At 65.0% G+C, this 20629-nt stretch carries 18 protein-coding genes; 15 read left to right on the plus strand and 3 right to left on the minus strand.

What is annotated here, in order from left to right; translation table 11 throughout:
- The first annotated feature begins 179 nt into the window (after positions 1–179).
- From mobA to C84B14_RS14695, 6 genes are all read left to right on the plus strand, one after another.
- Entirely contained in the window at positions 180–797 is a 618-nt protein-coding gene (mobA, locus tag C84B14_RS14670) for a molybdenum cofactor guanylyltransferase MobA (protein ID WP_353225186.1), read from the plus strand.
- A gap of 4 nt (positions 798–801) precedes the next feature.
- The gene (gene moeA, locus C84B14_RS14675) at positions 802–2076 is read left to right on the plus strand and encodes a molybdopterin molybdotransferase MoeA (protein WP_353225188.1); all 1275 of its coding nucleotides are present in this window, start codon (positions 802–804) and stop codon (positions 2074–2076) included.
- A gap of 117 nt (positions 2077–2193) precedes the next feature.
- A complete protein-coding gene (locus C84B14_RS14680; RefSeq protein WP_348765938.1) occupies positions 2194–3555 on the plus strand; it encodes an L-lactate MFS transporter in 1362 nt (453 codons plus the stop codon).
- Positions 3556–3624: 69 nt separating this feature from the next.
- A complete protein-coding gene (locus C84B14_RS14685; RefSeq protein WP_353225189.1) occupies positions 3625–3759 on the plus strand; it encodes an MFS transporter small subunit in 135 nt (44 codons plus the stop codon).
- Between the two features lie 135 nt (positions 3760–3894).
- Positions 3895–6891, plus strand: a complete 2997-nt coding sequence (gene fdhF / locus C84B14_RS14690; protein WP_353225191.1) for a formate dehydrogenase subunit alpha — start codon at positions 3895–3897, stop codon at positions 6889–6891.
- Between the two features lie 39 nt (positions 6892–6930).
- The gene (locus C84B14_RS14695) at positions 6931–7437 is read left to right on the plus strand and encodes a helical membrane plugin domain-containing protein (protein WP_353225193.1); all 507 of its coding nucleotides are present in this window, start codon (positions 6931–6933) and stop codon (positions 7435–7437) included.
- Between the two features lie 9 nt (positions 7438–7446).
- Here the strand turns inward: C84B14_RS14695 and C84B14_RS14700 are convergent, their stop codons facing one another.
- Positions 7447–8403 (minus strand): AEC family transporter, encoded by a 957-nt coding sequence (locus tag C84B14_RS14700; protein ID WP_353225195.1) that lies wholly within the window; start codon positions 8401–8403, stop codon positions 7447–7449.
- A 165-nt stretch (positions 8404–8568) separates the two neighbouring features.
- Here C84B14_RS14700 and fdhD point away from each other — a divergent pair, with 165 nt between their 5' ends.
- The 5 genes from fdhD (at position 8569) to C84B14_RS14725 (ending at position 13658) form a co-directional block, all read left to right on the plus strand.
- Positions 8569–9417, plus strand: coding sequence for a formate dehydrogenase accessory sulfurtransferase FdhD (gene fdhD, locus C84B14_RS14705; RefSeq protein WP_353225197.1), 849 nt, complete (start codon positions 8569–8571; stop codon positions 9415–9417).
- 133 nt (positions 9418–9550) lie between these two features.
- Positions 9551–10648: a TAXI family TRAP transporter solute-binding subunit gene (locus C84B14_RS14710; RefSeq protein ID WP_353225199.1), complete on the plus strand. Its 1098-nt coding sequence runs from the start codon at positions 9551–9553 to the stop codon at positions 10646–10648.
- A gap of 15 nt (positions 10649–10663) precedes the next feature.
- Entirely contained in the window at positions 10664–11185 is a 522-nt protein-coding gene (locus tag C84B14_RS14715) for a DUF1850 domain-containing protein (RefSeq protein ID WP_353225201.1), read from the plus strand.
- A complete protein-coding gene (locus C84B14_RS14720) occupies positions 11182–13365 on the plus strand; it encodes a TRAP transporter permease (protein ID WP_353225203.1) in 2184 nt (727 codons plus the stop codon). The genes C84B14_RS14715 and C84B14_RS14720 overlap by 4 nt, the downstream gene beginning before the upstream one ends.
- A gap of 92 nt (positions 13366–13457) precedes the next feature.
- Positions 13458–13658, plus strand: coding sequence for a hypothetical protein (locus tag C84B14_RS14725; RefSeq protein WP_293626642.1), 201 nt, complete (start codon positions 13458–13460; stop codon positions 13656–13658).
- Between the two features lie 180 nt (positions 13659–13838).
- On the opposite strand, the gene C84B14_RS14730 is transcribed toward C84B14_RS14725, so the two are convergent.
- Positions 13839–14798, minus strand: a complete 960-nt coding sequence (locus tag C84B14_RS14730; protein WP_353225205.1) for a DMT family transporter — start codon at positions 14796–14798, stop codon at positions 13839–13841.
- 99 nt (positions 14799–14897) lie between these two features.
- Between C84B14_RS14730 and C84B14_RS14735 the strand changes: the two genes are divergently transcribed.
- The 4 genes from C84B14_RS14735 (at position 14898) to C84B14_RS14750 (ending at position 19485) form a co-directional block, all read left to right on the plus strand.
- Entirely contained in the window at positions 14898–15866 is a 969-nt protein-coding gene (locus tag C84B14_RS14735) for a LysR substrate-binding domain-containing protein (RefSeq protein ID WP_353225207.1), read from the plus strand.
- Between the two features lie 106 nt (positions 15867–15972).
- Positions 15973–16605, plus strand: a complete 633-nt coding sequence (gene upp / locus C84B14_RS14740; protein WP_348765949.1) for a uracil phosphoribosyltransferase — start codon at positions 15973–15975, stop codon at positions 16603–16605.
- 62 nt (positions 16606–16667) lie between these two features.
- Positions 16668–17933 (plus strand): uracil-xanthine permease family protein, encoded by a 1266-nt coding sequence (locus C84B14_RS14745; protein ID WP_353225209.1) that lies wholly within the window; start codon positions 16668–16670, stop codon positions 17931–17933.
- 61 nt (positions 17934–17994) lie between these two features.
- Positions 17995–19485: a flavin-containing monooxygenase gene (locus tag C84B14_RS14750; RefSeq protein WP_353225211.1), complete on the plus strand. Its 1491-nt coding sequence runs from the start codon at positions 17995–17997 to the stop codon at positions 19483–19485.
- 152 nt (positions 19486–19637) lie between these two features.
- Here the strand turns inward: C84B14_RS14750 and C84B14_RS14755 are convergent, their stop codons facing one another.
- Positions 19638–20552 (minus strand): DMT family transporter, encoded by a 915-nt coding sequence (locus tag C84B14_RS14755; protein WP_353225213.1) that lies wholly within the window; start codon positions 20550–20552, stop codon positions 19638–19640.
- Between the last annotated feature and the right edge of the window lie 77 nt (positions 20553–20629).

Genomic DNA, 20629 nt, shown 5'->3' on the forward strand with positions numbered 1-20629 from the left:
GTCACCGCCGCTCAGCGGTTCGGCCTCACCGGCTGCGGCAAGGCGTCTGTGAGGACTCGAACGCGGCCCGTGAGAGGTTGTGCAAAGCTTGCCTGCGCGATCATACCGTGGCGGTTCGTCTGGCAAATGAACGCCGCGTTCGTTGCCTCTGTACAGGCCTCGGATCCAGAATCGCAGCGATGAAGATCGATCGTAGTCAGATAACGGCCGGGGTGCTGGCCGGCGGCGCGGGCCGGCGGCTCGGCGGTATCGACAAGGGCTGGTATGTGCTCGAGGGCCGCGCGCTGGTCGAACACACGCTGGCGCGCCTGCAACCCCAGACCGGCTCACTGCTGATCAGCGCCAACCGCTCGCTGGCCCGCTATCGCGGGCTGGGCTGCGAGGTCGTGAGGGATCGACAGCCCGGCCATGGCGGCCCGTTACAGGGGCTGGCCAGCCTGCTGCATGCCGCTTCGACGCCTTATCTGCTGGTGGTGCCGGTGGATACGCCGGCGTTGCCCGACGATCTCGGCCAGCGCCTGGCCGCGGCGATGACGCCGGGCATCGATCTGGTCTGTGCACGAGCGGCCGGGCGGCGCCAGCCTTTGCATGCGCTCATGCACCGACGGGTGCTGGCCGCGCTGGAAGAAGCGCTGGCCGCGGGCACGGCCCGGGTGACCGACTGGCAGGCGCGGCTTGCCGTGGCCGAGGTCGATTGGCCGCAGGCGCAGGCCTTTGCCAATATCAACGCCCCCGGCGATGCGCGGGCGTGGCAAGACACACGCTCGATCGCTGCTTCGTTCCATCGTCATGAGTGAGCCGATGTTGCAATCCTCCGACCCCTCGGATTTTCGTCCGACCCCGGACAACAAGCCGATGCCCCTGGCCGAGGCCCGCGCGCGCATCGTCGCGGCGATCACGCCGATTCGCGACTGCGAGCGCGTGCCGCTGCAGGCCGCCTTGCATCGCGTGCTGGGCGAGACCGTCGTATCGCGCATCGACGTGCCCGGCGCCGACAACGCCTCGATGGACGGCTACGGCTATGCCGCGGCCGATTTGGCCGCCGCCGGCGATACGCTGCAGATCGTCGGCGAAAGCCTGGCCGGCCACCCCTATGACGGTTCACTCGATGCCGGTGAGTGCATCCGCATCATGACCGGCGCGGTGGTTCCCGCCGACGTGGATACGGTGGTAATGCATGAAAACACGCGGGCCGAGGGCCGCCGGTTGGTTGTCGAGCAACCGCCGAAAGCGGGCAGCAATATTCGCGCGGCGGGCGAGGATATTGCCGCGGGCGCCACGGTGCTCGCGGCCGGCTGTTACCTGCGCCCGGCCGATATCGCCATTCTGGCGTCGGTCGGGGTCAGCGAGGTCGCGGTGGTACGCCGGCCGCGGGTGGCCTTCTTCTCCACCGGCGACGAGCTGCGCCCGATCGACGGGCCGATCGAGCCCGGCGAAATCTACGACAGCAATCGGCACGGCCTCGCCGCGCTGCTCGCCGAACTGGGCATGGAAGGCATCGATCTGGGCGTGGTCGGCGATTCGCCCGAGGCCCTACGCGCCGCATTCCAACAGGCGGCGGGCTACGATGCGGTGGTGACCAGCGGCGGGGTGTCGGTGGGCGCGGCCGACTTTGTGCTGGACGTGCTGGGCGAACAAGGCTCGGTGGACTTCTGGCGGGTTGCCATCAAGCCCGGCAAGCCGCTGGCCTTCGGCACCCTGGGTAATGCCCGTTTCTTCGGACTGCCGGGCAATCCGGTATCCACGGCCGTGACCTTCATCCAGCTGGTTCGACCGGCGCTGGTGCGCATGGCCGGGGGGCATCCGGCCCTGCCCATCCGGCTCGATCTGCCCACCCTGGCCGACCTGCGCAAAAGCCTTGGTCGGGAGAATTTCCTGCGTGCCCGGTTGGTGACCACCGACGCTGGCCAGCTGGCGGTGGATCCGATCGATCACCAGGGCTCGGGCGTGATGCGTTCGATGAGCAGCGCGGACTGCTTCATCGTACTGCCGGCCGCGCAGCAGGACGTGCCGGCCGGCGAGATGGTCACGGTCGAGCCTTTCGCGCAGACGCTCTGGGGGCATCCCCCGGACTGACAGATCGGCCGTGCGCCTCGACTTTGGTCGCAGAGACGCTTTTGTGTCGCATACAGCTGCTACGGTGCGCGCAAGCTCATGTGCGCGGCCTGTGCCGCGTCTTTGTCGGGGGGAGATATGGCCGGGTTTTTCGACAAGTCCAGCACGGTGGCCAAGCCGGGCTTCAATCGCTGGATGGTGCCGCCCGCGGCGCTGTGTATCCACCTGTGCATCGGCCAGGTGTATGCGTTCTCGGTATTCAAGATTCCCCTGACGCAGATCGTCGGCGTGACCGAATCGGCGCCGGCCGACTGGTCGCAGTCCACGCTGGCCTGGATATTCTCGCTGGCCATCGCTGCCCTCGGTCTGGCGGCAGCCTTCGGCGGCCAGTGGCTGGAGCGGGTCGGCCCGCGCAAGGCGATGGCGCTGGCCGCGGCCTGTTTCGGCGGCGGCTTCATTGTTTCGGCCTTCGGCGTGTGGTGGCACCAGATCTGGCTGGTGTATCTCGGCTACGGCGTGATCGGCGGCATCGGTCTGGGTATTGGCTATATTTCGCCGGTTTCGACGCTGATCAAATGGTTCCCCGACCGCCCCGGGCTTGCCACCGGCATGGCGATCATGGGCTTTGGCGGCGGCGCGATGATCGGCTCGCCGCTGGCCACCTCGCTGATGGCGTTCTTCTCCGGGCCGGATACGGTGGGTGTGGGTTCCACCTTCGTGGCCATGGGCATCATCTATTTCCTGTTCATGATGATCGGCGCGCTGATCGTGCGTATTCCGGCCAAGGACTGGCAGCCGCAGGGCTTCGACCCGGAACAGGACGGCAAGCAGGACAAGATGATCACGCGCAGTCATGTGCACGTGAATCAGGCCATGAAGACGCCGCAGTTCTACTTCATCTGGCTGGTGCTGTTTCTGAACGTGACCGCGGGGATCGCGCTCCTCGAACAGGCCTCGCCAATGGCCCAGGAAATGGTCGGTACCAGCGCCGCTGCGGCTGCGGGTTTCGTGGGCGTACTGTCGATCTTCAACATGGCCGGGCGCTTCTTCTGGGCCTCCACGTCGGACTACATCGGCCGCAAGATGACCTACGTGATCTTCTTCGTGCTCGGCATGCTGCTCTATGCGGGGGTGCCGAGTATCGCCGCGGGCGGCAATATCGTGCTGTTCGTGCTGGCCTGCTGCATCATCGTATCCATGTATGGCGGCGGCTTCGCGACGGTGCCGGCCTATTTGCGCGATATCTTCGGCACCATGCATGTCGGCGCGATTCACGGGCGTCTGCTCACCGCCTGGGCCGCGGCCGGGGTGGTCGGGCCGGTACTGCTCAACCAGCTGCGCGAAGGCCGCATCGAAGCCGGCGTGGCCCCGGCGGATGCCTATACCACCACGCTTTACATCATGGTGGCGCTGCTGGCGGTGGGCCTGGTCTGCAATCTGCTCGTGCGTCCGGTGGCCGAAAAGCACCACTATGAGGGTGACCCGGCGAACCCGGACTAGGGCGCCCGACGGCGCCGGGCCGACGTCGAACGAGATGGTTTGATTCGCTGCATCATGCAGGAGACAATGATGAATACCGAAGCCAACACCGCAACGACCACGCCGGCATGGCAGGTCGCCGGCCTCTGGGCCCTGGTCACGATTCCCGCCCTCTGGGGCTTTTTCGAAACGCTGGTCAAGGCATCGCGGCTGTTCACCGGCTAGGTGGGCCGGAAAGCAGGGCCTGCAATTGATCCAAGCCCGTTCTCTAGTAAACGACGGGCTTCTCCGGCTTTTATCTCGCGCGCAACATAATCGTGCGAAGATGCAGAGCATAGAGGCCGGCTCAGGAGACACCCCATGGATGACGTTGCCGAACAGATCGAAATCACCGTAGACGGCCGGACCGTCTGGGCTCGACCCGGCCAGCTTCTGCCCGAGGCCTTGGACGGCACCGGCATCTATCTGCCGCATGTCTGCTATCACCCGAGCCTGGGGCCGTTGCAGACCTGCGATACCTGTTTCGTGGAGATCGACGGCAACCTGGTGCGCGGCTGCAGCGTGGCGGTCAAGCCCGGCCTGGACGTGACCATTGAAAGCGATACCGCCCATGCCGCCCGCCACGAGGGCATCGACCGGATCGCCTCGAATCACGATCTGTACTGCTCGGTCTGCGACAACAACAACGGCAACTGTGAAGTGCACAACACCGTGCGCGACATGGAAGTGCCGGGTCAGCACTACGAGTTCCGCGGCAAGCCCTACGAAAAGGACTACTCCAACCCGTTCTACATCTACGATCCGGATCAGTGCATCCTGTGCGGGCGTTGTGTGGAGGCCTGCCAGAACCTGCAGGTCAACGAAACCCTGTCGATCGACTGGAGCCGCGAGCGTCCGCGCGTGATCTGGGACGACGATATTCCGATCGAGGATTCCTCCTGTGTCTCCTGTGGCCATTGCGTGACGGTGTGCCCCTGCAACGCGCTGATGGAAAAGACCATGCTCGGCAACGTCGGGCCCATGACCGGGCTGTCGCCGCAGGCACGAGGGCGTTACCAGAAGCTCGGCCGCTCGGCCATCGACCTGGTCAAGGCCGCCGAACACACCACCGGCTTCGGGCCGATCTTCGCCGTCTCGGAAGTCGATGCGGCGATGCGCGAAACCGAGCTCAAGCGTACCAAGACGGTCTGCACGTACTGCGGCGTGGGCTGTTCGTTCGAGATGTGGACCCGGGGGCGAGAACTGCTGAAGGTGCAGCCGCAGCCTGAAGCCCCGGCCAACGGTATTTCCACCTGTATCAAGGGCAAGTTCGGCTGGGGGCATATCAACAGCGAGCATCGCCTCACCAAGCCGCTGATCCGCGAAAACGGCGCCTTCCGCGAAGCCGAATGGGACGAGGCCTACGCGCTGATCGCCCGCCGCTTCAACGAAATTCGCGATGCCAACGGCCCGGATGCGCTGGCCTATATCGCCTCCTCCAAGTGCACCAACGAGGAAGGCTATCTGATGCAGAAGTTCGCCCGTGCGGTCATGGGCACGAACAATATCGACAACTGCTCGCGCTATTGTCAGGCGCCGGCGACGGAAAGCCTGTGGCGTACCGTCGGCTACGGGGCCGATACCGGCTCCATCGCCGATCTGGCGTCCGCCGACCTGCTCATGATCGTCGGCTCGAACACTGCCGAAAGCCATCCGGTGATCGCCACCCGCTTCAAGCGGGCCAAGAAGCTGCGCGGCCAGAAGCATCTGGTCGCCGACCTGCGCAAGAACGAAATGGCCGAGCGCGCCGATCTGTTCGTCAAACCCCAGCCGGGCACGGACATGATCTGGCTGAACGCGATCGCCAAGCGCATCGTCGAGATGGACCGGGCCGACGCCGACTTCATCGAAAACCACGTCGAGAAATACGACGACTACGTCAAGAGCCTCGAACCGTTCACCATGGAATTCGCCCGCGAGCGCTGTGGCCTGAGCCAGGACGAGCTCGACCGTATTCTGGATATGGTGCTCGAAGCCAAGACCATCTGCGGCGTCTGGGCCATGGGCGTGACCCAGCACACCATGGGCGCGGATACCGCTACCGCGCTGTGCAACCTGCTGCTGTTGACCGGCAACATGGGCCGTTTCGCCACCGGCGGCTACCCCATGCGCGGCCATAACAATGTGCAGGGCGCGAGCGACTTCGGCTGCATGCCGGGCCGCTTCCCCGGCTACGACTTCGTCACCGACGACACCGTGCGCGCCCGTTACGAGCAGGCCTGGGGCGTCGAGCTGACCACGCGCAAGGGCTTGAACAACCATGAAATGGTCACCCACATGCACGACGGCGACCTGAAGGCGCTGTATGTGGCTGGCGAAGACATGGGCATCGTCGATTCCGATGCGCTGCACGTGCAGTCCGCCTTCGAGAAGCTCGAATTCATGGTCGTACAGGACATGTTCTTCTCGCGTACCTGCGAATTCGCCGACGTGGTGCTGCCGGCCAGCCCCTCGGTGGAAAAGGAAGGCACCTTCACCAACACCGAACGCCGTATCCAGCGGCTGTACAAGGTGTTCGAGCCGCTCGGCGATTCCAAGCCGGACTGGCTCATTCATACCGAACTGGCCCGGGCGATGGGCGCGGACTGGAACTACAGCCACCCCAGCGAAATCATGCACGAAGCGGCTTCGATCGCCGACATGTTCGCAGGCGTGCACTACGACCGGCTGGAAGGCTTCAATTCCCAGCAGTGGCCGGTGGCCGCCGACGGCACCAGTGCGACCAATCTGTACTCGAACGGACAGTTCCATTTCGACAACGGCCTGGCCCGCTTCCATCCGGTGGCATGGACCGAGCCGACCGATCAGCCCGACGACGAGTACGACCTGCATCTCAACAACGGTCGTCTGCTCGAGCATTTCCACGAAGGCAATCTCACCGACGAAACGGCCGGTATCGTGTTCAAGATTCCGGGCAGCTTCGTGGAAGTCTCGCCGGAACTGGCGGCCGAGCGCGGTATCAAGCCGGGCAGCATCGTACGGCTGGTCTCGCGCCGCGGTGCGATCAAGGTGAGCGTGGAAGTCACCGATCGCGTGGCCGGCAAGCAGATGTACATGCCCATGCACGGCAAGAAGAACATCGAAGCGATCAACGTGCTCACCAGCTTCGAGTCGGACAAGGACACCGACACCCCGGCCTACAAGGAGCTGGCGGTGAAGATGGAAGTGCTCAGCGTCGACGGTCACGCACCGCTCAAGGCCAACAACCAGCGCAACGCAACGCGGAACCCGGTGTCCGGTGTGCAGGTCAACGCCAAATGGAAGCGCGAAGACTACAAGCGTCCGCCCAAGGCGCGGCCGGCCGATAGCGGCCTTTAATCACGTTCGTCTTCCCACAACGCTTTTTGGGACTTCGCCATGGCAGAACAGATTCACTACCGGCCCGCCGAGGCCAAGCAGTATCGCCAGGACACGCTGGCCGAGTTCGAGCGTCTGGAAGGACGGGTCGCCGAGATCAACGGCCTGCTCGACGAGCTGTATGAATCCGGCGTGATCCGCTGGCTCAAGGATTTCGCCGGCGCGTTTCCGCAGATTTCCAGTATTGCCGTCGAAAGCATGAACACCCCACAGGGCCATGCCGGCATGCGCAATCTGCTGGTCGTCGCCCAGCAGCTGGGCAAGATCGACCCCGATCAGCTCGAGCGCACGTTCAATGCGGTCAATGCCGGCATGACCGAGGCCGCCAAACCGGTGAGCGACGATACGCCCTACAACCCGCCGGGCGTGACCGGCGTGTTCAAGCTGCTGCACGACAAGGAGCTATGGGCCACGCTGTCGCCGCTGATTGCCGGCGCCAAAGCCTTTTCCCAGGCGCGGAAAGAGGATGGCAGCGAGCCGGGGAAAAAGGGCGACGCGGCCGAATAGATCGGCGCGTTAGGCCGTCGCGATCATGCCCAGCGCGCTGAGCATGAAAACGCCCGCGGTGATGGTCGCACTCGCGGCCAGGGTGGTCACCGCCACGATGTTGGCGGCCAGCCGCGCATTGCCGCCCATGGCCTGCACCATGATGAAGCTGGCCGCGGCGGTAGGCGCGGCGAAGTACAGGAACAGCAGGCCCAGTTCCCGCCCTTCGAAACCGCACAGCCAGCCCAGCGCGGTCGCCAGGGCAGGGAACACGACCATCTTGATCGCGGCCGCCGAAAAGGCGATGCCGCGGGCTTCGTAAAGCGCGCCCAGCGACAGCGTGCCGCCGATACAGATCAGCGCCAGCGGCAGGGGCAGACGGGCGAAGTATTCGCCCGAGGTCATGATCCATTCGGGAATAGGCAGCCCGGCCGCGGCCACCGGTATGGCCACCAGCGTGCCAATGATCAACGGGTTGGTGATGATGCCCCGGCTGATGCTGCGCCAATCGGCCTTCTGGTCGGGCTGGTACCAGGCCAGAATGACCACCGAAAACACGTTGTAGAGCAGAATCACCAGGCCGACGAGAATGCCGCCGGCGGAGAGCCCGAAATCGCCGTACATGCTGGCCGCCAGAGCCAGGCCGACGATGCCGCAGTTGCCGCGAAACGCACCCTGCACATATACGCCGCGCTCGATTCTCTCGACCCGCCATATCGCCCACAGCCAGGTCAGGCCGAAGCAGGCCAGCGTCGCCGCCGCGAAGTAGAGCATCAGTCCCGGCAGCAGGGCCTGGGACAGATCGGCTTTGACGATACTGATGAACACCAGCGTGGGCATGCTGCCCTTGAATACCAGCGTCGAGGCGGTATTGATGAAGGCGTCGTCGATCCAGCCCGCGCGCTTCAGGCCAATGCCGAGAAAGACCATCGAGAACACCGGCAGGGTGACGTTGAGGGTCTGAACGAATACAGCGAAAAGATCCATGACGAGATCGCGCGTGCGCAGAGAATTAATAAGGTTGCATGCGCCGTGCCGTACTGTGTTCGCCGTGGGGCGAGCCGGGCTGCGCGCGTGCAGAATACACAGATTCGAACTGGCACGCGGCCCGGCGGTTGCCCAGGACCGACTGCGATGGGTTACCGTGGGACGATGAGCGTCGATGATGCCGCCCCCGCCAGCACAGCCGAGCCCAGCGCGGCGCGCCAGGCCGTGCGCATTCATGCCTACTCGCGCGACGGCTTTGTAAGCCGCGACGACACGCTGGCCGTCGAACGCGCGCTGGAAATCCATGTCGCCGGCGCCGAGCCGCTGATTACCATGCGCACCCCGGGCGCCGATGCCGAACTCGCGGCCGGCCTCATGCACGGCGAGGGCGTGATCCGCTCGCGTGAAGACATCGTCTATCTGCGTGCGGCCCCGGGCGAGGCCGACGTGATACGTCTCATGCTCAAGCCCGAGGCCCGCGCGCGCCTGGATCGGGTCGAACGCAATACGCTGGCCACCAGCGCCTGCGGCGTCTGCGGCAAGCCGAGCTTCTCGCCGCCCCGGCCGGCCGAGCATTCGCCCAGCGCCGCCGGCCCGGGGCAGGTCGCGCCGGATCTGTTACTGGGCCTGCCGGATCGGCTGCGCGCCGAGCAGGGCGTGTTTGAATCCACCGGCGGTATTCATGCGGCCGGGCTGTTCGATGCCCGGGGCCGGCTGTTGGCGGTGCGTGAAGACGTCGGCCGCCACAACGCGCTCGACAAGCTCATCGGTCGGGCGCTGCTCGATGATCGCCTGCCGTTATCCGACTGCATCGTCATGCTCTCGGGGCGCGCCAGCTACGAGCTGCTGCAGAAGAGCGTGATGGCCGGCGTGCCGATCGTGTGCGCGGTATCCGCGCCCAGCAGCTATGCGGTTGCGCTGGCCGAGCAGTTCAGCGTGACGCTGGTGGGATTCCTGAGAGGCGATCGCTTCAACGTGTATACCCACCCCGAGCGCGTTTGCGGCGCGAGCTAGCCGCGCGAGGGCTTCGTCTGCGTGGCCGATGCCACCATGGCCTAATTGTCGGCCCCGAGGGCCTCTGGTATTTCTGGCGCTTTACCGGCATGCAGGTGCCGGCCACGAACAAAGATTGAACAGGGAAAGCGATATGGCCACTAAACACCGGCTGTGGGTTGCAGGCATTGCCTGCATGGGTTTGCTGCTCGCCGGCTGCGGCAACGGCGACGAGGCCGGCCAGACCGATGCGACCAGCTCGACCGAAAGCACGGGCAGCGAACCGGTGAGCCTCATCTTTGGTACCGGCGGCACCTCGGGCAGCTATTATCCGATTGGCGGCGCGCTCAAGCGGGTGTTCGAGGACAGCGACCGCATCGACCAGGTGCAGGTGGTATCGACCGGCGCGTCGGTCCAGAACATCAACAATATCGAGGACGGCACCAATCAGCTCGCAATCGTGATGAGCGATGTCGCCTACGACGCCATCAACGGCCAGGGCCAGTTCGAAGGCCGTACCGCCGATATCAAGACCATTGCCGGACTCTATCCGAACGTGGTGCAGGTGGTGGCCACCGCCAATAGCGGCATCCAGAGCGTGGCCGACATGAAAGGCAAGCGTATCGGCGTGGGCAAGGTCGGCTCCGGCGTCGAACAAAGCGCCCAGAAGGTTCTGGAAGCGGCCGGCATGAGCTATGACGACCTCGCCCGCGTCAGCCATACCGGCTATGCCGACAGCGTGACCGAAATGAGCAACGGCAATCTGGATGCCGCCTTCTTCACCTCCGGCGTGCCCAATTCCAGCATCACCGGGCTGATGCAGAACACCGACGTCAATTTCGTCAACGTCGACGGGGACACGGCCGCTACGCTGCTCGACAAGTATCCCTACTACGAAACCTATGAGATCCCGGCCGGCGCGCCCGAGCGTTACGACCTCGACACCGCCGTCAACACGGTCGCCATCCGCAACCTGCTGATCGCACCGGCTTCGATGTCGGACGACGTCAGCCGCGAGCTGGCCCAGCGTTTCTACGATTATCTGGGCACCGACAAGGTCTCGGTCGGCGCGCTCAAGCAGTTCGATCGCGCGCGCATGGGCCAGGATGTGGTCGTGCCGCTGGCTGCCGGCGCGCAGTCGTTCTACGACAGCCTCAACGGCGAAACCGGCAGCGGCGCCTCGGGCGATGACGAAACGAGCGGCGATACGGATCAAGCGAGCCCGGACGACACCGAGACCGATGCCAGCTAGCCGCTAGCGCAGCCCGTGACGCATTTTCGTGCCGGCGCTTTCGGCGTCTGCGCGGCGTTTTTGCTCGCGCTCGCGGGCCTGGCCGGCTGGCCGCGGACCTGGCTTGTGGTGCGTGATGCCCAAGGGCTGCGCTATGCGTTTGTCGTACAGCAGCAGCCGCGTTTCTCGCTGGCCTGGACCCATTCGGTAGAAAAAGAGAACTGGGTCGAGACGTTTCGTATCGACCACGGATCGATCGCACTGGTATCGACCCGGTTCAAGACGTTCGGTGCCGGTGTGCCCGACCATGCCGGGCACGAAACGCGCCTGGAGAACGGCTGGGTGGTGATGGATGGCATCGATCGTATAGTCGATCCGTTGGCGGTACAGGCGGCCGCCGCCGAGCGTTACCGTATGCGCTACGGCGGCCGCTGGTTCGCCCTGTCGAGGCCCGGCGAGGCGCCGATTCTGACGTTTGCGGTACGCCGGGCGCCCGTTATCGCCATGTGGCGCGGTATGGTCGGTGCATGGCGTGCCCCGGATACAGGAAAGCCATGAATCAAGCCAAGCAAGCGTCCGACGCGGTCGAACCAGCCGTCGCCGACCCGGAAACATTGGAAAAATACGACCGCGAAAGCCGGGTACGCCACGCGCTGCCCCGGCGGGTGATGCAGTTCGTCACCGTACTTTGCGTGCTGCTGGCGCTGTTTCATCTGTATACCTCGTTTTCCGGGCCGCTGGTGGACGTGGTTCAACGCAGCATTCATCTGTACGTGCTGCTCGGGCTGACCTTCGTGCTCTACCCCTGGGCCATGCGCGGCGCGCGCGATCGCGTGGCCGTGGGCGACGTGATTCTGGCCGTGGCTGCCTTTGCCATTGGTCTGTACATGGTGTGGTCGGCCGACCGGGTCATCGCCTCGGCCGGGCGGATCAATACGCTGGACATGATCGTGGGGCTGGCCGCGCTTGCCCTGGTCATCGACGCTGCCCGGCGCGTGACCGGCTGGGGGCTGCCGGGGCTGGCCATCGTGTTCCTCGTCTATGGCTTCTACGCCAAGCTGTCGTTCTATCCGCAGCTGACCGAATCCATCGTGCTCGCGAGCACGCGCCAGATCGTGTCGCACTTGGTGTATATCACCGAAGGCCTGCTGGGCACGGCGATCGCGGTGTCGGCGAGCTATATCATTCTGTTCATTCTGTTCGGTGCGTTTCTGGTCAAGTCCGGCCTGGGGCGGCTGTTCAACGATCTGGCCCTGGCCCTGGCCGGGCCGAGTCGCGGCGGGCCGGCCAAGGTCGCCGTCATCGCCAGCGGTTTTCTCGGCTCGATCAACGGCTCGGCGATCGCCAACGTGGTGACCACCGGCGCGTTCACCATTCCGTTGATGAAGCGCACCGGCTATCGCGCCAACTTCGCCGGCGCGGTGGAGGCCGCAGCCAGCGTGGGCGGCCAGATCCTGCCGCCGATCATGGGCGCGGCCGCCTTCATCATGGCCGAGGTGCTGTCGGTGCCTTATACCCAGGTCATGCTGGCCGGCATTATCCCGGCGCTGCTGTTCTATCTGGGCATTCTGTTTCAGGTGCACCTGCGGGCGCTGCGCAACGGCCTGGAAGGCATTCCGCGTTCCGAGCTCACGCCGCTGAAAAGCGTCCTGCTCGAACGCGGCCATCTGCTGCTGCCCATGGTCGTATTGCTGTGGCTGATCTTCGACGGCCGTGCGCCGTTCTTTGCTGCCTTCTGGTCGATCGCAGCCACGATTCTGATCTGCGGCACGCGCAATCTGGTGCTGGGTCTGGCGGCGGTGCTGGTCGCCCTCGTGTTCGAGCCGCAAATCTGGGCGCTGATCGAATCGCGGCCGTTGCCCGGCCTGCCGGCCTCGCGGTTATGGCTGTTCGCCATCATCGCGGTGCCCATGGCCATTAACGCGATCCGCAGCCAGCTGAAGCTCGAATCGGAGGTCATGAATCTGGCCGATTGTCGCGATGCCATGACCGAGGGCGTACGCAACTCGATCCCGGTGGCGATCGCCTGTGCGGCGGTGGGGATTGTGGTGGGCGTGGCCACGCTCACCGGCATCGCGCTGGATGCCGCCGATGCGGTGGTCAACCTCGGCCAGGCCATTCCGTCGGACATGCTGCGCCTGCTGGTGACGCTGGCGCTGACCATGGGCGCGTCGATCGTGCTGGGCATGGGCCTGCCCAGCATTCCCTGCTACATCATCACCTCGACCATGGCCGCGCCGATTCTGCTCAACCTGCCGCTGTTCCGCGAGCTGGCCGGCTCGAACGATACGGCCGTGTTCGTGGCCCATATGTTCGTGTTCTATTTCGGCATCTTCGCCAATCTCACCCCGCCGGTGGCGCTTGCGGCCTATGCCGGTGCCGGTATTTCCGGCGGCTCGCCCAACGCGACCGGCGTCCAGGCCATGAAGCTGGCGATTGCCGGCTTCGTCGTGCCCTATATGTTCGTGTTCGCCCACAGCATGCTCATGATCGATGCCACCTGGCTGAATGTGGCTACGGTAGCGGTCACTGGTGTGGTCGGCGTGGGGCTGCTCGCCGTCGCGGTGGAAGGCTATCTGCGCCGGCCGCTGGGGGCGCCGTGGCGCGTGCTTGCCCTGTTGGGCGCGCTCGCGCTCATCTACCCCGGCTGGGTTAGCGATGGCATAGGGGGGGCGATCGTGCTGGCCTTGTTCACGATCGGCGGTGCCGGCCAGAGCCGCGGCACGCTATCCGGCTAACCCCGCGGCACGACTCCGCAAACAACCTGATTCGGTCATCGCCACGGCCTGTTAGGCTGCGCCGAATCACTCAATACGACCGTAATGACGCTATGACCAAGAATCTGACCGATTGGGAAACCCTGGAACGCGACGAAACCCGCGGCTTCGAAACCATCGGCATCGAAAAGGAAGGCGGCTGGGAAATCGAAGTCCGCTTCGATGACGAAACCGAATCCCGGACCACCGACCGCACGCCCAAGACCCGCGAGGAAGCGATCGAAACCGGCCGTGAGCTGGCCAAGATGGGTTAGGACCTGTCGTCGCGAGATAAGCCGTCGCATCGGCGACCGCGCCTTGGCTGACACGCCCGGCACGGGCAATGCGACGGCATCTCCTGTGACGCCTGGCACTAGTCCCCCGCGGTGCGGAAAGCCCGATTGCCCGGTATGTGAATCATGCCGGGGCCGGGCTGTTTTTGTGGGCGGTTAATGCTATTCCGGGGCTGTCCGGCGGGCCGGGGCGCTCACGATGATCACCCCTGCAATGATGGCCACCCCGCCGACCACGAAGGTCCAGGTCAACGCTTCGCCCAGCAGCAGGGCGCCGAAGATTACGCCGAACACCGGCGATAGAAACGAGAACACGCCCAGGCGCGAGGCCAGATAGCGGCGCAGCAGGGCGAACCACAGCAACAGCACGCCGAAGGCGATACCGAAGGTCTGAAAGCTCATGCTGAGCAGCACCGGGGCGGTGATACGAATATCGCCGATATGGCCCAGCCCGGCGGCAATGAGCAGCAGCGAGATGCCGGCGATGGTCAGCTGAAACGCCAGCGTCAGCGTTGGCCGCTGTTCGGACAGTGCAGTGGTGCGCACCACGACGGTCGTCGCGGCCCAGCCCATGCCGGCCATCGTGCCGAGGATATCGCCGATGATCAGCGAGGTGACCGCCGGGCCATCCGCCGCGCCACCGCCGGTCGGCGCCATCGCCAGCACGATCCCGGCAAAGGCGATCGCGATACCGATCCAGTGACGCACACCCAGCTGCTCGCCCGGCACGAGAAAATGCAGCCCGAGCGCGGCGAATACCGGCGCGGTATAGAGAAACACCGACATATGCGATGCCGTGGTGTATTCCAGGCCGAGTGCTACGAAGCAGAACTCTGCCGTAAAGCCGATACCCACGGCCACACCCGGCCAGAACACGGCCCGGGCATCGGCCAGACGCACGCCGCGGGCCCAGGCCACGCCGATGACCAGCACCGCGGCCACAAGCGAACGAATCGCAATCTGGGCGATCGGCGCGATATCGGCTGCAATCCATTTGATGGCTACCTGCTGCAATCCCAGCGCCAGGCAGAATACGAGCATGAGCAGGCTGCCCTGCATATCCAGCGCGCGCCGGGTTGCTGGGGTGTTCCGGGTCGGGTGTGTGGCGGCACGGGTCGTCATGGGTGGGCCGGTAAAAATCGTGGCGCCAAGGAGAACAGCCGGGCGGCATGCGCGCAAACCATTAAACTGGCCGCCGAGGCTCAGAAAAACTCAACCGCGATGATCGAACGGCTGCCCTTGAACGCCCTGCGTGCGTTCGTGTTTGCCGCGCGCCATGAAAGCTTCAAGGCCGCGGCTTTCGAGCTGCATGTCACCCCCGGTGCGATCAGCCGCCACGTCAAGCAGCTGGAGACGCTGCTCGGCGCAGATCTTTTCGTGCGTCATGCGCAGGGGGTGAGCCTGACCGAGCGCGGCGCGCGTCTGGCCGACGAGTGCGATGAGGCTTTCTCGCGCCTGGCGCGCAGCGTCGAAGCCGCCCGCAAGACGGCCAGCGGCGGTGCTCAGCTCACCGTGAGCGCCTCGCCGTCGCTCATCCAGCACTGGCTGCTGCCGCGGCTGGCCGATTTTGAAACGCGTCATCCGGATATCGCGCTGGCGCTGGAGGCCAGCGCCCAGCTGGTCGAGCCGGGCTGGCACGAGGATCGTGCCCAGCTTGCCATCCGCTACGGCCAGGGGCCCTGGACGGGGGTACGCAGCCAGCCGTTGATGCGGGAGACGCTTTTTCCGGTCTGTGCGCCTTCGCTTCTGGAACGCGGGCCGCGCCTCGACACGCCGGCGGATCTGGCCGGCCACACCCTGCTGCACGTGAAATGGTTATCGAACCAGGCCGAGCTGTTCCCGGGCTGGCGCGAATGGCTGCAGGCGGCAGGCGCCCACGATGTGGATATTGCCGTACACCGGCGCTATTCCCTGTTCGGGCTGGCACTAGACCAGGCGATCGCCGGACGGGGCGTGGCGCTTGCCACCAGCGTACTGGCGGTCGATCGGCTGGCCAGCGGCGTGCTCGTCGCGCCGTTCGGTACGCGCTATGTGATCGACTCGCCGTTCTCCTACGAATTGCTCATGCCGGCCGCGGGCGAAGTGCCGGCCGCGGCCGCGGCGTTTGCCGACTGGTTGATCGATCAGGCCGCGCGCTTTCGCCGCGATGCCTCGTTGCACGAATCTTGCAGTCCCGCGAGGGGGCCGTGAGTACGTACTATGGATGCGCGTAGCGCGATCGGGGTTTTCGATTGCGCGCCCGATCAGGTCTAATGCGCGCGTTCGCCCGCGAATCGCCCGACAAAGGAAGCTGCCCATGGACGAGAACGTTACCGTCATCAACCACCCGCTGATCGCGCACAAGCTCACGCTGATGCGCCGCAAGAACTCGTCCACCCAGAAGTTTCGCAGCCTGCTGCGCGAAGTCGCCCATCTGCTCACCTACGAGATCACCCGCGATCTCGAGATGACCACCGAGCTGATCGAAACGCCGATGCAGGAGATGGAAGCGCCGACGCTCGCCGGCAAGAAGCTGTGCTTCGTATCCATCCTGCGCGCGGGCAACGGCCTGCTGGAAGGCATGGTGGAGCTCATGCCCTCGGCACGGGTCGGCCATATCGGCATGTTTCGCGACCCGGATTCGCTGGAGGCGGTCGAGTACTACTGCAAGGTGCCCCAGGATATCGGCGAGCGCCGCGTGATCGTGGTCGACCCGATGCTGGCCACCGGCAATTCGGCCATCGCCTCGATCTCGCATCTGAAAAAACAGGGTGCCAAGAACATGAAGTTCCTGTGCCTGCTGGCCGCCCCCGAAGGCGTGGCCGCGCTGCGCGAAGCCCATCCGGACGTGCCGATCTTCACCGCCGCCATCGATGAACGCCTGGACGAGCACGGTTATATCCGCCCCGGGCTGGGCGATGCCGGCGACCGCATGTACGGCACCAAGTAAAACGAGACACCGGGCGCGGCCGCGGGTCGGTGCGTTCGGGCCGCTGAGCAAGGGGGGCAGTGATGGCGGTAGAACCGAAACACGACGACGAGGCGGGCCTGGCCTATCGCTTTCGTGCACGCGACGGCCTGCTGGGCGCGCAGATGCTGTTCGTGGCCTTCGGCTCGCTGGTGCTGGTGCCGCTGCTCACCGGGCTGGATCCGAACGTGGCACTGTTCACGGCCGGCCTCGGCACGCTGGTGTTCCAGATCGTCACCCGCGGGCGGGTGCCGGTATTTCTGGCCTCGTCCTTCGCCTTCATCGCGCCCATCATCTACGGGGTCCAAACCTGGGGCATCCCGGGCACGCTGTGCGGGCTGATGGCCGCCGGCGGCGTCTACATGCTGTTGTCGCTGCTCATTCGTGTGCGCGGTGTGGGGGTGATCACGCGTTTGTTGCCCACGATCGTCACCGGGCCGGTGATCATGGTCATCGGGCTCGTGCTTGCGCCGGTGGCGGTCAATCTGGCGATGGGCCTGGACGGCAACGGCAATAGCCAGCTGGTCGAGCCGGCGGCGGCGATGACGGTGTCGTTCGTATCGCTGGCGGTTACGGTGGCGGTGTCGCTGTTCGGGCGCGGCTTTCTCTCGCTGGTGCCGATTCTGTGCGGCGTGGTGGCCGGCTATCTGGTCAGTCTGCCGTTCGGGCTGGTGGATTTCGCGCCGATCGCGGCCGCGCCCTGGTTTGCGATGCCGAACTTCGTGGCGCCGGAATGGAACTGGCAGGCGGTGCTGTTCATGGTGCCGGTCGCCATCGCCCCGGCGATCGAGCATTTCGGCGATATCGTGGCGATTCGTTCGGTCACCGGGCGTGATTATCTGAAGGACCCGGGCATCGATCGCACCATGCTCGGCGATGGCCTGGCCACCTCGCTGGCGGCCGCTCTGGGCGGGCCGCCCAATACCACGTATTCCGAAGTGACCGGCGCCGTCACGCTGACCAAGGCCTACAATCCGGCCCTGATGACCTGGGCGGCGGGCTTTGCCATCGTGTTCGCATTCGTCGGCAAGCTGGGCGCGCTGCTGGCCAGCATTCCGACGCCGGTCATGGGCGGCATCATCGTGCTGCTGTTTGGCGCCATTATCGTGGTGGGCATGAACAGCCTGGCCAAGACGGACGAAGAACTCACCGAACCGCGCAACCTGGCCATCGTGGGCATCATTCTGGTGACCGGGGTGGGTGGCTTGAGCTTCTCGGCTGGGGAATTCGTCCTGGAAGGCATTGCCCTGGCCGGCGTGCTGGGCGTGGTGCTCAATCTCGTGCTGCCCTGGGGCCGAATGGGTCGCTGATGTTGACAGCGTGCAATGGCACGTTATCTACTGCCGTGTCGGATTGGCACGGAACATCATCATGCCGCAGGCCCCAGAACGTGAACGCACCGCGATCGCCCACGACGTAATCGTCATCGGCGCCGGTTTTTCCGGCATCAACGCCGGTATTCGTCTCAAGCAGAAAGGCATCGAGGATTTCGTGATTCTCGAACGTGCCGACGACGTCGGCGGCACCTGGCGCGACAATACCTATCCCGGCTGTGCCTGCGACGTGCCCTCGCATCTGTATTCCTACTCGTTCGAGCAGAATCCGGACTGGTCGACCACCTATTCGGGGTCGGCCGAGATTCATGCCTATATCCAGCGCTGTGCCGACAAATACGGGCTGCATGCCCATCTGCATTTCGGCGTGGGCGTCGCGCAGGCCGAGTTCGACGACGCACGCGGTATCTGGCATCTGACCAGCGACAACGGCACGCGCTACACCGCCCGTGCCGTGATCTCGGCGGTGGGCGGGTTGGTCGAACCGTCCACCCCGGATTTTGCCGGCATGCAGGATTTCGCCGGCGAAATCATGCATACCGCGCGCTGGGATCACGACGTCTCCCTGGCCGGCAAGAAGGTGGCGATCATCGGTACCGGCGCCAGCGCCACGCAGGTGATACCGTCGATCGCGCCCGAGGTCGAACGCCTGACCGTCATCCAGCGCAGCGCGCCCTATGTGCTGCCCAAGCTCGACAAGGCGCTGCCGGACCTGATGAAGACCACGTTCCGGCGCCTGCCGTTTGCCCAGACCGCGTTCCGGCGCGCGATTCTGGCCATTACCGAAGGCGTGGTGGGCCCGGCGGTGATTCTGGATTCACCCCTGGCCACCGGCATGAAAAAGCTCGCGCTCTGGAACATGCGCTCGGCGGCGAAGGACCCCGTACTGCGTGAAAAACTCACGCCCGACTACGAAATCGGCTGCAAGCGGGTGCTGTTCTCCAGCAATTACTACCCGGCCTTCACCCGCGACAACGTCGAGCTCGAAACAGCCGGCGTCGAGCGTTTTACCGAAAATGGCCTGCGCCTGAGCAACGGCCGCGAAATCGAGGCCGACGTAATCGTTACTGCCACCGGTTTCAAGATCAATATCGCCAGTGCGCCGTTTCCCATCATCGGCAGCCAGGGGCAGCGCCTGGCCGACCTGTGGAGCGGGCCGGGCGGCAAGGCCTACAAGGGCGTGGCCACGGCCGGGGTGCCGAACTGGTTTTTCATGCTCGGGCCGAACACCGGGCCGGGGCATACCTCGGTGCTCATCTATACCGAAGCCCAGGCGCGCTATATCACCCAGGCGATCTCAAAACTGCTCGAAGACGAACTGACCGCAATCGTGGTCAAGCCCGACGTCATGCAGCGCTATCACGAAAAGCTGCAGAACCGCATGCGCTATACCTCCTGGACCTCGGGCTGCCAGAGCTGGTATCTCGACGAGCACGGCGAAAACCATACGCTGTTTCCGGGCCTGGCCACGGAATACGCGCTGTCGATGCGCCGCTTCAAGCTCGGCGAATACGAGGTCGTGCGCTAGGGCCTGTCGTCATGAAATAAGGCGCGACCGGTCGCCTGCCCGTCGGGCCGCCAGTGATGGCCGTGGCATGGCGCGTCGCGCGCCTGCGACCGATCTGTCTTTTTTGTCTTATTCGCGCTTCTTCGCGTTCATTTGCGGTCAACATGCGGCCGCTAGCCAGCGCCGCTCGCCACCGGCGGCGGGTTGCGATAACGCATGAAGATCAATACCCCCACCAGCACGGCCGTGCCGCCGATATAGTGGCTGAGCTGGGGCAGGGTGCCGAAGATCAGCCAGGCCAGCGCCGACGCGCCGATCGGCTCGCATAGGACCACCATGGAGATCACGGTCGCGCTGACCCAGCGCATGCTCCAGTTGAATACCGAGTGGCCGAGCAGGGTGGGAAAGATCGCCAGCCCCAGGAATACGGCCCAGTCGGTATCGGCATAGCCGGCCAGGGGCACGCCAAGCGTGGCGCAGTAGGCAAACAGAACGCCGGCCGCTGCGGTATAGATAAGAAAGGTATAGGCGTTGAGCGACAGATGCTGACGCGCCCGAAAACCCACGAAGAAATAGCCGGTGGCCAGCGCCGCGCCGAGCAGCGCCAGCGCATCGCCAAACAGGGCCATACCGGAGACGGCGATATCGCCCCAGCCGATGATCATGGCGCCCGCGATCGAAAGCAGCGCGCCGGCGAAGGCCGCAAGGCGCAGCCGTTCGCCGAACATGGCATAGGCCAGCACGAAGGCGAACAGCGGCTGCAGCGTGGTCAGGGTCACCGCACTGGCGACCGTGGTGTAGTCCAGCGACGTGAACCAGCTCAGAAAATGAAAGCCCAGCAGCACGCCGGCCGCGATACAGCGCAGCAGGTCGCTGCGGCGTATGGTCGCGAGTTCGGCGCGGTGCCGCCAGGCCACCACCGGTAACAGCAGGAGCGCGGAAAACAGCATCCGATAGGCCGCCACCGCGGGTGCCGGCGCGTCGGCGAGCTTGACCAGCGGCGCCGAGGAGGAAACGCCGAGCACCGCGACACACAGCGCGAACGGGATTTTCCAGCGCGATTGTTCAGGCCTGGTGTGGTCAGCCATCGCAGTCAGTCAACCTTTGCCTGAAACGACGAAGCCCGCCGGGCGGCGGGCTTCGTGATACCTGTCACCGCCGTTTG

Source organism: Salinisphaera sp. C84B14 (assembly GCF_040361435.1).
In the GTDB taxonomy this organism is placed as follows: Bacteria; Pseudomonadota; Gammaproteobacteria; order Nevskiales; family Salinisphaeraceae; genus Salinisphaera.

What these genes read in the sequence shown, in the direction of transcription:
- mobA (WP_353225186.1), top strand. Translation starts at nt 180, where the DNA reads ATGAAGATCGATCGTAGTCAGATAACGGCCGGGGTGCTGGCCGGCGGC.
- moeA (WP_353225188.1), top strand. Translation starts at nt 802, where the DNA reads ATGTTGCAATCCTCCGACCCCTCGGATTTTCGTCCGACCCCGGACAAC.
- C84B14_RS14680 (WP_348765938.1), top strand. Translation starts at nt 2,194, where the DNA reads ATGGCCGGGTTTTTCGACAAGTCCAGCACGGTGGCCAAGCCGGGCTTC.
- C84B14_RS14685 (WP_353225189.1), top strand. Translation starts at nt 3,625, where the DNA reads ATGAATACCGAAGCCAACACCGCAACGACCACGCCGGCATGGCAGGTC.
- fdhF (WP_353225191.1), top strand. Translation starts at nt 3,895, where the DNA reads ATGGATGACGTTGCCGAACAGATCGAAATCACCGTAGACGGCCGGACC.
- C84B14_RS14695 (WP_353225193.1), top strand. Translation starts at nt 6,931, where the DNA reads ATGGCAGAACAGATTCACTACCGGCCCGCCGAGGCCAAGCAGTATCGC.
- C84B14_RS14700 (WP_353225195.1), bottom strand. Translation starts at nt 8,403, where the DNA reads ATGGATCTTTTCGCTGTATTCGTTCAGACCCTCAACGTCACCCTGCCG.
- fdhD (WP_353225197.1), top strand. Translation starts at nt 8,569, where the DNA reads ATGAGCGTCGATGATGCCGCCCCCGCCAGCACAGCCGAGCCCAGCGCG.
- C84B14_RS14710 (WP_353225199.1), top strand. Translation starts at nt 9,551, where the DNA reads ATGGCCACTAAACACCGGCTGTGGGTTGCAGGCATTGCCTGCATGGGT.
- C84B14_RS14720 (WP_353225203.1), top strand. Translation starts at nt 11,182, where the DNA reads ATGAATCAAGCCAAGCAAGCGTCCGACGCGGTCGAACCAGCCGTCGCC.
- C84B14_RS14725 (WP_293626642.1), top strand. Translation starts at nt 13,458, where the DNA reads ATGACCAAGAATCTGACCGATTGGGAAACCCTGGAACGCGACGAAACC.
- C84B14_RS14730 (WP_353225205.1), bottom strand. Translation starts at nt 14,798, where the DNA reads ATGACGACCCGTGCCGCCACACACCCGACCCGGAACACCCCAGCAACC.
- C84B14_RS14735 (WP_353225207.1), top strand. Translation starts at nt 14,898, where the DNA reads ATGATCGAACGGCTGCCCTTGAACGCCCTGCGTGCGTTCGTGTTTGCC.
- upp (WP_348765949.1), top strand. Translation starts at nt 15,973, where the DNA reads ATGGACGAGAACGTTACCGTCATCAACCACCCGCTGATCGCGCACAAG.
- C84B14_RS14745 (WP_353225209.1), top strand. Translation starts at nt 16,668, where the DNA reads ATGGCGGTAGAACCGAAACACGACGACGAGGCGGGCCTGGCCTATCGC.
- C84B14_RS14750 (WP_353225211.1), top strand. Translation starts at nt 17,995, where the DNA reads ATGCCGCAGGCCCCAGAACGTGAACGCACCGCGATCGCCCACGACGTA.
- C84B14_RS14755 (WP_353225213.1), bottom strand. Translation starts at nt 20,552, where the DNA reads ATGGCTGACCACACCAGGCCTGAACAATCGCGCTGGAAAATCCCGTTC.